Annotated in this window: 13 protein-coding genes and 1 pseudogene; 7 read left to right on the top strand and 7 right to left on the bottom strand. The window is 60.2% G+C overall.

Annotated features, from left to right (window positions below; genetic code table 11):
• From ACQ4LH_RS14280 to ACQ4LH_RS14270, 3 genes and pseudogenes are all read right to left on the bottom strand, one after another.
• A partial coding sequence (locus ACQ4LH_RS14280; protein ID WP_430697763.1) for a HAMP domain-containing protein occupies positions 1 to 1016 on the bottom strand: 1016 nt, incomplete at its 3' end.
• 45 nt (positions 1017 to 1061) lie between these two features.
• Positions 1062 to 1970, bottom strand: a complete 909-nt coding sequence (locus ACQ4LH_RS14275; RefSeq protein WP_430697762.1) for a putative 2-dehydropantoate 2-reductase — start codon at positions 1968 to 1970, stop codon at positions 1062 to 1064.
• Positions 1971 to 2080: 110 nt separating this feature from the next.
• Positions 2081 to 2957: pseudogene (locus ACQ4LH_RS14270) on the bottom strand (response regulator); the annotation flags it as partial.
• A gap of 142 nt (positions 2958 to 3099) precedes the next feature.
• On the opposite strand from ACQ4LH_RS14270, the gene ACQ4LH_RS14265 reads away from it, so the two are divergent.
• Positions 3100 to 3579, top strand: coding sequence for a YajQ family cyclic di-GMP-binding protein (locus ACQ4LH_RS14265; protein ID WP_422579639.1), 480 nt, complete (start codon positions 3100 to 3102; stop codon positions 3577 to 3579).
• 112 nt (positions 3580 to 3691) lie between these two features.
• A complete protein-coding gene (locus ACQ4LH_RS14260; RefSeq protein ID WP_430697760.1) occupies positions 3692 to 4525 on the top strand; it encodes a mechanosensitive ion channel family protein in 834 nt (277 codons plus the stop codon).
• Between the two features lie 12 nt (positions 4526 to 4537).
• Here the strand turns inward: ACQ4LH_RS14260 and ACQ4LH_RS14255 are convergent, their stop codons facing one another.
• The 3 genes from ACQ4LH_RS14255 to ACQ4LH_RS14245 are packed head-to-tail and all read right to left on the bottom strand — an operon-like array spanning position 4538 to position 7267.
• On the bottom strand, positions 4538 to 5263 hold the full coding sequence (locus ACQ4LH_RS14255) for a lipopolysaccharide kinase InaA family protein (RefSeq protein WP_430697759.1): 726 nt from the start codon (positions 5261 to 5263) through the stop codon (positions 4538 to 4540).
• A 56-nt stretch (positions 5264 to 5319) separates the two neighbouring features.
• Complete coding sequence (locus ACQ4LH_RS14250) at positions 5320 to 6864, bottom strand: AmpG family muropeptide MFS transporter (protein WP_430697758.1); 1545 nt, start codon at positions 6862 to 6864, stop codon at positions 5320 to 5322.
• 43 nt (positions 6865 to 6907) lie between these two features.
• Entirely contained in the window at positions 6908 to 7267 is a 360-nt protein-coding gene (locus ACQ4LH_RS14245) for an MGMT family protein (RefSeq protein WP_430697757.1), read from the bottom strand.
• A gap of 31 nt (positions 7268 to 7298) precedes the next feature.
• Here ACQ4LH_RS14245 and ACQ4LH_RS14240 point away from each other — a divergent pair, with 31 nt between their 5' ends.
• Both ACQ4LH_RS14240 and ACQ4LH_RS14235 read left to right on the top strand, forming a co-directional pair.
• Positions 7299 to 8297, top strand: a complete 999-nt coding sequence (locus ACQ4LH_RS14240; protein ID WP_430697756.1) for a DUF481 domain-containing protein — start codon at positions 7299 to 7301, stop codon at positions 8295 to 8297.
• Positions 8298 to 8407: 110 nt separating this feature from the next.
• Positions 8408 to 9412 carry a DUF481 domain-containing protein gene (locus tag ACQ4LH_RS14235; protein ID WP_430697754.1) on the top strand — a complete coding sequence of 335 codons (1005 nt, stop codon included), beginning with the start codon at positions 8408 to 8410 and terminating at the stop codon, positions 9410 to 9412.
• A gap of 68 nt (positions 9413 to 9480) precedes the next feature.
• On the opposite strand, the gene ACQ4LH_RS14230 is transcribed toward ACQ4LH_RS14235, so the two are convergent.
• Entirely contained in the window at positions 9481 to 10239 is a 759-nt protein-coding gene (locus ACQ4LH_RS14230) for an SDR family oxidoreductase (RefSeq protein WP_430697753.1), read from the bottom strand.
• A gap of 93 nt (positions 10240 to 10332) precedes the next feature.
• On the opposite strand from ACQ4LH_RS14230, the gene ACQ4LH_RS14225 reads away from it, so the two are divergent.
• From ACQ4LH_RS14225 to ACQ4LH_RS14215, 3 genes are all read left to right on the top strand, one after another.
• A complete protein-coding gene (locus ACQ4LH_RS14225) occupies positions 10333 to 11064 on the top strand; it encodes a HugZ family protein (RefSeq protein ID WP_430697752.1) in 732 nt (243 codons plus the stop codon).
• Between the two features lie 63 nt (positions 11065 to 11127).
• The gene (locus tag ACQ4LH_RS14220) at positions 11128 to 11592 is read left to right on the top strand and encodes an FxsA family protein (protein ID WP_430697751.1); all 465 of its coding nucleotides are present in this window, start codon (positions 11128 to 11130) and stop codon (positions 11590 to 11592) included.
• Between the two features lie 224 nt (positions 11593 to 11816).
• On the top strand, positions 11817 to 12110 hold the full coding sequence (locus ACQ4LH_RS14215; RefSeq protein WP_090249058.1) for a co-chaperone GroES: 294 nt from the start codon (positions 11817 to 11819) through the stop codon (positions 12108 to 12110).
• The last annotated feature ends 14 nt before the right edge of the window (positions 12111 to 12124 follow it).

Raw genomic sequence — 12124 nt, 5'->3', positions numbered from 1 at the left:
GAGATGTGTATAAGAGACAGGATCGGCTGGTTCAGCGCTTCGTCCAGGCGGGTACCGGAAAGGCTGCTGGCCTCCTGGTTCCACTGGGTGACGTAGAGCTGCTCGTCGAGGGCGATCAGCGCCGAGGGCATGGAGTCGATGATGCTGTTGAGGTACTTCTGAAAGCCGGTGAGCTTCTTCTCGATCTTGCCACGCACCTGCACTTCCAGCTCCAGCTTGCGGTTGGAGTGGCGGGTTTCTTCGGCCAGGTGCTGGGCCTGGTCGAAGGCCTCCTGAGCGTCGTCACGGGCGCGCTTGAGCTGCTGCTCACGGGCTTCGATGCGCACCAGCATGGTGTTGAAAGCATCGGCCAGGCTGCCGATTTCGTCGCGATTGCCGCGGCGCGCGCGCAGGGCGTAGTTCTCTTCGCGGGTGACCTGGCGCGAGAGTTCTTCCAGGCGGCGGATCGGTCGGGTGATCAGACGGCGTACCTGGCGCGAGACGATCAGCCAGAGCACTACGCTCAAGGCCAGAATCACCCCGCTGGCGGTCAGGGTACCGGTGTAGAACACCCCCGGCAGCTCGCTGGAGGCCACCAGCAGCAGATGGCCAGAGTTGCCCGTGGCTTGCGGTAGTTCGACCAGCTGATTGATACGAAACTCGCTGTGGCGCCAGGACTCGACCTCTTCGACGCGCTGCGGCAGCTGCAGTTTGGTGCCGCGCTGCAACTGCGCCAGGTTCAGACCGTCAGCGTCATAGATCACCGCCGCGCGCAGCGGTGCGTAGTCATCCAGGCGCCTGAGTAGGGCTTCGGCGGCAGCGGGGGAACTCAGTGCTTCCTTGCTCAGTGGCGGACTGGCAATCAGCCGGCCGAGGGTGTGCAGGGCCTGAGGCGCCACGCTTTCCTGGGAGATCCAGTAGGCCGCGCTGATAAAGGCCAGGTTGGCCACCAGCAGCACGGTGGCGAGCAAAGCCAGCAGGGCGACCAGCAGTTTGCGGCCGACCGGTAGGTTTTCAAGGCTTTGACGCAAGGGCATGGCGGCTGTCGTGATGGCGGAAGTGCAGGCAGGTTAACGCGGGCCTCAGTGGCTGGGCAATCCGCGTGCATCGAGGTGGGCCAGCAGTTGGCTGTGCAGCGCCTGTAGATGAGGCAGAACCAGTTGATGACGTTGCGCGGCGTTGCAGGCATAGCCCAGCAGGTAGGCGATTTCCGTGCGGCGGCCCTGGCTGACATCCTGGTGCATGGAGGAGTAGTTGGCGGCGGTGGCCTGGATTACCCGTTGCACTTCGTCGTGCAGGTCTTCGGCGGCCGCGCTTTGGCCGCAGCGGTGCAGCAACTCGCTCAGCTCGCTGCACAGGCAGGCAACTTGCGCCGGGTGTTCACGCAGCCCGCCATTGCGGCAATCGTGCAGCACGGTCAGCGGGTTGATCGCGCAGTTCAGTGCCAGCTTGCGCCACAGTCGGCTGAGGATATCCAGGCTCCAGTCGTGAACAATTCCTGCTTGCTGCAAGTCTTCCAGCCAGTCAGGCGGCTGCAGATCCAGCGGGTCGCCGAGCCAGGTATGGCCGTGGCCGGCAAATACCACCTGAAAATCTGTCTGACGAAACGCGCCTTCGGTGCTGGAGGCAAAGATGCAGCGCGCCTGGGGCACCGCACGGGCGACTTCGTCCTGACTACCCAGACCATTCTGCAGCAGGAGGATTTCGGCCCCAGGAGCCAGGCGTGGGGCCAATTGGCTTACGGCAGCGGCTGCGTCATAGGCCTTGCAGGTGAGCAGCAGGCGCTGGATCGGCTGGGGGTGATCCACCGTTTGCGCGGGAATGGCGTAGTGCTGTGGCTGGTCTTGCTCAATCAGGGTCAGCCCGTCGGCCTGTTGATAGCTGCGCAGGCGAGCCGGGTTGCGCAGGATCAGTTGCACCGGCAGGCCAGCGCGCGCCAACCGAGTCGCCCACAGGGTGCCGAGGCTACCGGCGCCGAGGATATGCCACATGCTGAGCGTGGCTTATTGCGGCAAAGACAGGCGCAGGGCGGTCACCAGCCCGGTGCTGTGCGATTCGGGCAATATCCTGGCCGCGTGGTCGGTGATCTGTTCTGGAGTGATGGGCAGGCCTTTGGCGTCGAGCCCCACCAGGCTGATCCCGGCCTTGAGGCTGATAAAGCCTTCGCTGGTCTTGAAGGCCTTGAGGTTGATGCCCTCATGCAGGCGCTTGAAGCTGCTGGGCGAGCACTCGTGCAGGTCGGTCAGCAGGGTGATCAGGCCGAAGTGGCTTTCATCCAGGCGCACCAGCACATCCAGTGGCCGTACCAGCTGTTGCAGGCGCCGCGCCACGCCGGTAAGCAGTTCGTTGTAGAAGGCATCGCCATAGCGCTGGTGCAGCTCATGCATGTCCTGCAGGCCAATCAGCAGGTAGCACAGCGCGCCGCCGCGGGATTCGACCTGGCGCAAGCTGTCGAGCATCTTCTGGTGCAGGTAGCGGTTGTTGCCCAGGCCCGTGAGCGGGTCGATCAGGTTGCGCTGTTCCAGGCTGGCGATGTTTTCGGTGAGCAGGCGGTTTTCCTGTAGCAGGCGCTGCAGGGTGTTGCACAGCCGGTCTGCGGCGTAGACACGCGGCACCAGTTGCTCGTTCATCGCCGCCTTGCTGATGAAGTCGTCGACGCCGCTGTCGAAGGCTTCGCCCAGCACGTTTTCGCCTTCCTTGCCGGTGAGCAGGATGACGTAGGTGTAGTGGTGGGCCATTTCATCGAACTGACGCACCTGCACGGTCAATTCCAGGCCGTTCATCTCCGGCATCAGCCAGTCGGCGAGCAAGACGCTGGCCGGGCGCTGTTCCAGCAGGCTAATGGCTTCGGCTGCGCTGCTGGCAAAACGGAGGTCCTGATAGCCCGCCTGGGTCAGGGCGCGCCCGATCATGGCGCTGGAGAACTTGGCGTCATCGACGACCAAAATACTCAGGTGGGGGTTAGGCATGGGCAGGCTCGCTAGGGGGAAATCACGTGGGCCCGATACTTCGCCGGGCAGTGTGTGTTGCTACCGCTATATAATGGCCGGGTTTTTTTACCGTCAAGCCAGGCGTGTCCCGTTCGTGATGTAGGGCGCGCCGTCTATCTGGAGTAAGCCCATGCCCTCGTTCGACGTGGTGTCCGAGTTGGACAAACATGAAGTTACCAACGCCATCGACAGCGCCATCAAAGAGTTGGATCGTCGTTATGACCTGCGCGGTAAAGGTAGCTTTGAGCTGAAAGAGCTGACTGTCAACCTGACAGCCGATGCGGATTTTCAGTTGGAGCAGATGGTTGAGATTCTCAAGCTCTGCCTGGTCAAACGCAAGATCGACGTACAGTGCCTGGAGTTCAAGGACGCCTACCCCTCGGGCAAGAGCGTCAAACAGGAAGTGATCCTGCGCGAAGGGATCGAGAAGGATCTGGCGAAGAAGATCGTCGCGCACGTCAAAGACAGCAAGCTCAAGGTGCAGGCCGCCATTCAGGGCGAGCAGGTGCGTATCACCGGCAAGAAGCGTGATGACCTGCAGGAAGCGATTGCCGCTCTGCGTGCCAAGGACTTCGGCATGCCGTTGCAGTTCAACAACTTCCGCGATTAATACGTGGGCGTTGAACCTTGCCGCCGCACAGGCGTCGCAACGGTGTTGGTGCAGTAAAACCGCCACGGCTTGCCGTGGCGTTTTATTTTCAAAGGTTTACAAGGATTAACCGATGGATATGAACGTCGAACAACTGGTGAAAATGTCCGAGGCTTGGTTGCCTGTGGTGCTGGAATACAGCGGCAAGCTGACCTTGGCCTTGATTACGATGCTGATCGGTTGGTGGCTGATCGGCAGACTCACCTCCAGCGTTGGCCGCTTGCTCAATATGCGTCAGGTCGACCGAGCGCTGAGCAGTTTTATCTGCAGCCTGGTCGGCATCGTGCTGAAAGTGTTGCTGCTGGTCAGCGTGGCCTCGATGATCGGCGTGGAAACCACCTCCTTTATCGCGGTGATAGGTGCTGCGGGCCTGGCGATTGGCCTGGCCTTGCAGGGCAGCCTGGCGAATTTTGCCGGTGGGGTATTGATCATGCTGTTTCGCCCGTTTCGCGCTGGCGACTGGATTGAAGCGCAGGGTGTTTCAGGCAGCGTCGACAGCATTCAGATTTTCCATACCACGCTGAAAACTGCTGACAACAAAGTGGTGATCGTGCCCAACGGCAGCCTGTCGAATGGCCATATCACCAACTATTCGCGCGAATCCACGCGGCGCGTCGATATCAACCTGGGTATCGACTACTCAAGTGACATTAAGCAGGCGCGTGAGGTGTTGCTGAACATCGCCAAGGATCCACGCGTGCGCCAGGACCCGGCTCCGGTGGTGTTTGTTACCGGGCTGGGCGACAGCGCGATTAATCTGTCACTGCGGGTCTGGGTGGCAACGGCGGATTTCTGGCCAGTGACTTTCGCCTTCACCGAGCAGGCCAAGGAAGGCCTGAGCGAGGCGGGTATTGGCATTCCATTCCCGCAGCGGGTGGTGCATCTGGTGCAGCAAAACCCGGCTTGATTGCTTGCCGACTTAGGGGCGAATAGCGTCGTAGAGCGTTTTGAAGTTGCGGCCCATCGCCAGCTGGTAGTGGCCGATCAGGCTTTGCCAATCGGTCTGACTCCACGGCGAATGGCGCCGCAATTGCAGCATGTCGTGCAGCGCGGCTTGTTTGCTGGTCAGGCGGCGGCGGCATTTTTCCAGGTCGAGTAGTGCCACCTCGGGAGTTAGCGTCTGTCCTTCGCCAGTGATGCGCACAAAGATATGTTTGATATAGATGCAGCCGTGTTGCCAGCGTGCTGTATGCAAACTGGCCAGGCTCTGCGCTACTTTCTGCAGCAATTGCTGGTGCAGTGCTTCGCCATACTGCTCGCGACCGTTGCCTGCATACCAGTCATCAATAGGCTGAAAACCTTCCAGTGCCTTGGTTACTAACAAGGCGCGCCAGCCCTGGGCGTTGTGCTCAGCGGCGCAGTAGATGATTTCCGGGACGGTTACACCCGCTTTGCGGGCACCCAGCAGCGCATCTCGCTCGCGCAGTACGGTGGGGCGGCCAAAGGGGTGGAGCATGCTGCGGTGGATATGCCCTGTCTGGCGCTTGGCATAGAGCAGCGTGTCGTCCTTCCAGATACGTTGGACGCCACTGTGGCCGCCGCGGCGATCGTTGGGCTCTTCGACCCATTCACCCTGGATTTGCCACCAGCTATCGAGGCTACCTGGGCTGAAGAAACTGCTGACGTTACTGAATGCTACGGTCATGGTCTGCCCTTTTACTAATACCTAGAGTAGAGCAAGACTCTTGCCAGTTCGTTCAGTCAGGGTTGCTCTGCGGTGTTAGTCGCATGGGCATCACTGACCTGAGGCCGCTCGCGGCGCCATTGCAGAATGATCAGCAGCAGCGTCGGAATACCCAGCAAGGCGGTAACCAGGAAGAACTGGGCGTAGCCGAATTTCTCCACCATTACCCCTGAGTAACCGCCGATTAGCCGTGGCAGCAGCAGCATGATCGAGCTGAGCAGGGCGTACTGGGTGGCGGAGAACTTCAGGTTGGTCAGGCTCGACAGGTAGGCGACAAATGCCGCGGTGGCCAGGCCTGCGCTGAAGTTGTCGGCGGAAATGGTCACGATCAGCATCTGCAGGTCTGCGCCCATGCCGGTGAGCATAAGGAACAGCAGGTTAGTCGCCGCGGAGGCGGCGCCACCGATAAACAGGATCGGCAGAATGCCAAAGCGCACGATCAACAGGCCGCCAAAGCCCGCACCAATCAGGGTCATCACCAACCCGAACAGCTTACTGACGCTGGCGATCTGATCCTTGGTAAAGCCCTGGTCGATGTAGAACACGTTGGCCATCACGCCCATCACGGTGTCCGACATGCGGTAGGTGGCGATTAGGCCCAGCAGCAGGAAGGCCTGCCAGCGATAACGCACGATAAAGTCGTTGACCGGCGTCAGCACTGGCGCCAGACCGCGGCGGCCCATAGACGACAGGCACAGGGCGCTGAGGATGGTGTAGAGCAGGGCGCGCAGGAAGGCGCGGTCTTCCAGTAGCAGGTCGAGCATGCTCGCTTCGCCGTTGATCACGCTGGCGAAATCGGTGTGATAGAACTGGGTAAACATCGCCGGTACCGATACCAGCAGCACAATCAGCACCAGTACCGAGGCAATCTGGTGGCTGAAGCCATAACGGGCGGCGGCCAGTTGCGTGCGCAGTGGTACATCCGGCTCACGCATCCATAGGCTGGTCAGCAGGCCGGGCAGCATCAGCAGGGCGAACAGCAGGTAGGTGCCGGCCCAGGCGCCGTGCTGATAGAGCAGGGCAGTGGAGCCAAAACCTTCGGCGAAATACAGCGCGCCAGCGGTGGCCAGCAAGGCCGCGACGCGGTAGCCGGCCATATAGCTGGCGGCTAGCGCGGCCTGACGGGTGTCGTCGACGATTTCCAGGCGGTAGGCATCGACGGCGATGTCCTGGGTGGCCGAGGCGAAGGCCACCAGCACGGCCAGGGAAATTAGCCAGGTCAGGTGGGTTTGCGGGTCGCACAGAGCCATCCCGGCCAGGCCAATGGCGATCAGAATTTGTGACAACACCAGCCAGGAGCGTCGGCGGCCCAGCTTGCCGAGCAGCGGCAGGCGCCACTGGTCAAGCAGCGGCGACCAGACCCATTTGAAGGCGTATGCCAGGCCGATCAGACTGGCAAAACCAATGGTGTCGCGCGCTACTCCGGCTTCGCGCAACCAGACAGAAAGGGTGGAGAACACCAACATATAAGGCAGGCCAGCGGCGAACCCTAGAAGGAGCAGCACCAATGTCGAGGGGCTGGAGTAGGCAGCAATGGCGTCACGCCAGCTTTTACGGGGCATTGAAGGGGTATCAGCCTGAGTTTGACCTAATAAAGGGCGCACTCTAACCGCTGTGCTCCATTGGGCGCCAGCCATAGCGCGGCATATCCACCCGATCGTTATGGATTTGCACGCCTTCCTCGCGTAGACGGCTGCGTTGCTCGGCGCCAGACAGGCTGCCGGCAGGCAAACTGAGGCGCCCGCCGGCGGCAATCACTCGGTGCCAGGGCAGGGTGCTGCCGTCCGGCAGTTGGCTGAGGGTGCGCCCGACCCAGCGCGCGGCGCGGCCTAAGCCGGCGTATGTGGCCAGTTGCCCGTAACTCACCACGCAGCCGGCAGGTATCTGGGCCAGCGCCGCATAAAGTGCCGTGCGGCGTTCGACCTGGCTTGCTGTCGGCTGGCCTGGCGCGGCATGCTTCGGCATCTGTCCTGGCTCGCTATCCGGCTTTCCCATAATGTTGCTACGTACTCTGTTGTGTTCTTTGGTTCTTGTTCTGGCCGCGCCTGTGTCGGCAGACACGGTGTGGCTGAACAATGGTGACCGCCTGAGCGGTGAGATAGTTCTGCTCGATGGCGGCAAGCTGGCCTTGAAAACCAAGTATGCCGGCCAGGTGCTGATTGCCTGGAAGGATATCGACACCCTGCGCTCGGAGAAACCCTTGCTGATGCGCCGCCAAGGTCTTGATAGCGAGCACAGCAACCAGCTGGAAGCCGCTGGGAAGGGCATGGTGCGGGTGGTCAGTGACAACACACAGACCGTGCCGCTATCGAGCATCAAACGCCTGGTTCCGCCGCGGCCGGTGCTGCAGGACCGCTTCTGGGAGGGCAATCTGGACGCCAAGTTGGATATGAAGCGCGATGACAACGACACCGATGAGTGGAAGCTCAAAGGCAATACGCGTGTGGAGCACGGGCGTTGGCGTCACGTGTTGGGCGGCGAGTTGGAGCGCAAGGTCAAGAATGACGCGAAGACCGCCGACAACTGGCAGTTGGAATACGACCTTGACCGCTTTGTCACGGACCACTGGTTCTGGCGGGTTGGTGCCGAGCAGGACGAGGATGAATTTGCCTTTTTTACTCGCCAGCGTTCACTGGGTACAGGGCCGGGTTATCGCTTTTGGGATAACGAACTGGGCCGGCTGGATGTGATCGGTCAGTTCAACCGCCTGCAGTTGGAGTCCAGTCAGAGTGAGTTGGCGTTCAATACCTACTCGCTGTCCTGGGATTACAAGCGCCTGCTCTGGGGTACCCGCCTGGAGTTCTACAGCACAGCCGAACTGCAGCTGCCTGAGATAGATGAAATTGACTACGTGCTCGACAGCGAAATGGGCCTGCGTTACCGCCTGACGGACTGGGCGCGGCTGTCGCTGCTGTATGAGCTGGACCAGGCGCGCGGGCTCGGGCAAACCAGCAGTGAACGCCGCTATCTGCTGGGGGTCGGGGTCGGCTGGTAGCGCAAGCAGCGGTGAACTCGTGGTGATTCTGTCGGTCAGTGCTTGCTCTGGCGTCGTGCTTACGGATAATGCGCGACCTTCCGCGAACCCGAAGTAGACAGACCATCCCTATGTTTTCCAGAACCCTGCTGTGCCTGGCCCTTTCTGTGGCTGCTACCTCCACGCTGGCGGATACCGTCTGGCTGAAGAACGGTGACCGCCTGACCGGCAAGATCAAGTTCTACGATGGCGGCAAGCTGCTGCTAGAAACTGACTACGGCGGTGCGATTGCCCTCGACTGGAGCAAGATCGCCACCCTGGAAAGTGATCAGGAACTGCTGATCAAGGAAAATGCCATCGTCGGTGAGCGCGCCAAGGCCCTGCAGCCGGCCGAACCGGGCAAGGTGATCCTGGCCAATGGCGATGCGCCCAAGACCATCGAACTGGCCAGCATCAAGCAGATCCTCAAGCCCAAACCTTTGGTCGAGGATTTGGTCTGGAAGGGCAATATTGATGCGTCGCTGGACTACAAGCGTGCCGAGCGCGACACCGACGACTACGACGTCAGCCTCAATACCCAGGCTCGCCATGGCCTGTGGCGCCACAACGCACAAGCCGAGTACAACCGCGAGTTTCAGGACGACGTGGTCACCACCGACAATTGGAGTGCCGAGTACGCCCTCGACCGCTTCCTGACCGAGAAGTGGTTCTGGCAAGGGCGCTTCGAGTACAAGCGCGACATGGTCGAAGAACTTCAACGCCAACGCACCTTGGGTACCGGTCCGGGTTACCAGTTTTGGGATAACGAGCTGGGCGCTTTCTCCGTGGTCAGTCTGCTTAACCGCACCGACTACGAATACAGCAATGGCGAGAGCGATAATTTTTATGCAGCGAGCCTGAAGTGGGATTACAACCGCTACCTGATCGGCAAGAGTGTCGAGCTGTTCAGTGATGGCGAAGTGGGTAAGCCATTGAACAACGTTGCGGATTACACCCTGGATGCCGCAGTCGGCCTACGTTACAAGCTGACCGACTGGGCTTCGCTGAATATGAAGGCCGAGAAGGACCTGGTCAGCGGTGCAGAAGGCGAGCTGGATGAAACCCGTTATAGTCTGGGTTTTGGCGTGGGTTGGTAAGGTCTTAGCCGTATAAAAAAGCCCCGCATTTGCGGGGCTTTTTATTTGCATCGTGTCGATCTAGCGGGTCAGAGACGCAGGCCGCCATCCAGCTCCAGGATACGACCGGTGTAATAGTCGTTTTCCAGGATATAGGCCACCGAGTGGGCGATTTCGGCGGGTTTGCCCATGCGGCGCAGTGGGATGACCGAGGTCATGCGCTCCAGCGCTTCCGGTTTCATGCTGGCAACCATTTCGGTTTCGATAAAGCCTGGTGCTACGCCCGCGACACGGATGCCGTAACGCGCCAGCTCTTTGGCCCAGACCACGGTGTCAGCCGCTACGCCGGCCTTGGCGGCGGAGTAGTTGGCCTGGCCGATATTGCCCGCGCGGGAGATCGAGGAGATGTTGATGATTGCGCCTTCGCTCTTCAGCTCGATCATCTTCGCCGCCACTTCGCGGGTGCAGAGGAATACGCCGGTGAGGTTGACGTCGATCACCGACTGCCACTGGGCCAGGCTCAGCTTGGTGATTTCGCCGTCCTTGACCTTGATGGTCAGGCCGTCACGCAGGATGCCGGCGTTGTTGACCAGGCCATTGATCGCGCCGAAGTCTTCGGCAATCTGCGCCACGGTCTGGGTCACTTGCTCTTCATTGGCGACGTTGCACAGGTAAGCGCGGGCTTCTACGCCCTGGGCCTTGCAGGCAGCCACGGCTTCGTCGAGTTTTTCCTGGTTCAGGTCGACCAGCGCCAGTTTGACGCCCTTGTCTGCCAGGTATTCGGCCATGGCACGGCCCAGGCCCTGACAGCCGCCAGTGATGATGATGACCTTGTCTTTAAGTTGCATCGCGAGTCCCCTCAAATGGTGTCGTGTGGCCTTGCCGGCGGTTAATCTAGGCGCCTCCCGTTCTGTGACGGATTTTATGCAAGGAGTCATAAGTTGAGCGTGAAAGCCGGCAAGCATGCCCGAGAATTGCTGCTCAAGGAATACCGTGGTGTGCTCAGCACCCATTCCAAGGCCATGCCGGGTTTCCCTTTCGGATCAGTGGTGCCCTATTGCCTGGATGCTGACGGTTATCCGCTGATTTTGATCAGCCGCATTGCCCAGCACACCCACAACCTCAAGCAGGACGGCAAGTGCTCGCTGCTGGTGGGCGAACGTGGGGCCGAGGATGTGCAGGCGGTCGGCCGTCTTACTCTGCTCGCCGAAGCACGACAATTGGATGACGAGGCGCAGATTGCTGCGGCTGCGCAGCGTTATTACCGCTATTTCCCTGACTCGCGCGGCTACCATCAGGCTCATGACTTTGACTTCTGGCGGCTGGAACCGGTGCGCTGGCGCTATATCGGTGGTTTTGGCGCGATTCACTGGCTGGATCAGGTGGCTTTGGCCAATCCCTTTGCTGGTGACAGTGAAATCAGCATGGTCGAACATATGAACAGTGACCATGCCAACGCCATCGCCCATTATGTCGAATTGGCAGGTCTGCCCAGCCATGCACCGGCGGAACTGGTCGGTATCGACAGCGAAGGTTTCCACCTGCGCATCGGTCAAAGCCTGCATTGGCTGGCATTTCCAACATCCTGCAACAGTCCGCTGGAGGTGCGCCAAGCCTTGGTGGCACTGGCCCGCGCCGAAGTCTGGCCGACCGACGGTCAGGCTTCAGCTTGAATTCAGCTCAAAGCCCCATACTTCACACTTACTGGAAGCTGATCTTCCGTTAAGGAACCTTTGATGCGCGCTTTTCTGTTTCTGTTTTTGTTGTTTCCGATCATCGAGCTGGCCCTGCTGATTCAGGTTGGCAGCGCCATCGGCGTGTTGCCGACCCTGTTGCTGGTCATCGGTACTGCCATTCTCGGCAGCGTTTTGCTGCGTGTAGCCGGTGTTGCCACGGCCTGGCGTGCCCGCGAGAAGCTTTCCCGAGGCGAGTTGCCCGAGCAGGAAATGCTCGAAGGTCTGCTGATCGCGGTCGGTGGTGGTCTGCTGTTGCTGCCTGGCTTTATCAGCGACATCTTCGGCGTGCTCTGCCTGATTCCCTTCACTCGCCGCTTGCTGGTCAACAAGGTGCGCCTGCGTGCCGCCGAACAGGCCATGCGTCAGCGCGCCTTTTTCGACGACCAGGCCGCGCGCTCCGGGCAAGTCCGGCCGGGTGCGGCCCAACCCAATGTGCTGGAAGGCGAATACGAACGCCGCGACTGATTTGCGGCTCGTAAAAAGGCTTTCACATATTAAAAAATTTCACCCTCAGCCCTTGAAATCCCCTTGCGCGCCCTTATGTAGCGGTCACCGCAAGGTTTTCTGTTGTTAGACAGAATCAGACTTCAGCGCTGCGCCTGGCGTAGCGCTACCGGCCTCGCCGGACTTTGCTAACCCGCTGGTGCATACACCAGCCGCTGTAAACCACCTATTGGGAGAGATCGACAATGAAGCTTCGTCCTCTGCATGACCGCGTTGTAATCCGTCGCAGCGAAGAAGAAAAGAAAACCGCCGGTGGCATCGTGCTGCCAGGTTCCGCTGCCGAGAAAGCCAACAGCGGTGAAATCCTCGCTGTCGGTACCGGCCGCGTGCTGGACAACGGTGAAGTGCGTGCCCTGGCCGTTAAAGTCGGCGACAAAGTGGTGTTTGGCCCTTACTCCGGCAGCAACACCATCAAAGTTGACGGCGAAGACCTGCTGGTAATGAGCGAGAGCGAAATTCTCGCTGTCGTTGAAGGTTGATTTCAGCGCCCCGT

Origin of the sequence: Pseudomonas peli, from assembly GCF_050563605.1 — a bacterium.
GTDB classification, from domain to species: Bacteria; Pseudomonadota; Gammaproteobacteria; order Pseudomonadales; family Pseudomonadaceae; genus Aquipseudomonas; species Aquipseudomonas peli_A.
This window is presented reverse-complemented; position numbering and strand designations above follow the sequence as displayed.

Bases quoted from the DNA above. Each gene is read 5' to 3' on its own strand.
- ACQ4LH_RS14235 (WP_430697754.1), top strand. From the start codon at position 8,408: ATGTTTTCCAGAACCCTGCTGTGCCTGGCCCTTTCTGTGGCTGCTACC.
- ACQ4LH_RS14230 (WP_430697753.1), bottom strand. From the start codon at position 10,239: ATGCAACTTAAAGACAAGGTCATCATCATCACTGGCGGCTGTCAGGGC.
- ACQ4LH_RS14275 (WP_430697762.1), bottom strand. From the start codon at position 1,970: ATGTGGCATATCCTCGGCGCCGGTAGCCTCGGCACCCTGTGGGCGACT.
- ACQ4LH_RS14215 (WP_090249058.1), top strand. From the start codon at position 11,817: ATGAAGCTTCGTCCTCTGCATGACCGCGTTGTAATCCGTCGCAGCGAA.
- ACQ4LH_RS14220 (WP_430697751.1), top strand. From the start codon at position 11,128: ATGCGCGCTTTTCTGTTTCTGTTTTTGTTGTTTCCGATCATCGAGCTG.
- ACQ4LH_RS14255 (WP_430697759.1), bottom strand. From the start codon at position 5,263: ATGACCGTAGCATTCAGTAACGTCAGCAGTTTCTTCAGCCCAGGTAGC.
- ACQ4LH_RS14260 (WP_430697760.1), top strand. From the start codon at position 3,692: ATGGATATGAACGTCGAACAACTGGTGAAAATGTCCGAGGCTTGGTTG.
- ACQ4LH_RS14245 (WP_430697757.1), bottom strand. From the start codon at position 7,267: ATGCCGAAGCATGCCGCGCCAGGCCAGCCGACAGCAAGCCAGGTCGAA.
- ACQ4LH_RS14265 (WP_422579639.1), top strand. From the start codon at position 3,100: ATGCCCTCGTTCGACGTGGTGTCCGAGTTGGACAAACATGAAGTTACC.
- ACQ4LH_RS14240 (WP_430697756.1), top strand. From the start codon at position 7,299: ATGTTGCTACGTACTCTGTTGTGTTCTTTGGTTCTTGTTCTGGCCGCG.
- ACQ4LH_RS14250 (WP_430697758.1), bottom strand. From the start codon at position 6,864: ATGCCCCGTAAAAGCTGGCGTGACGCCATTGCTGCCTACTCCAGCCCC.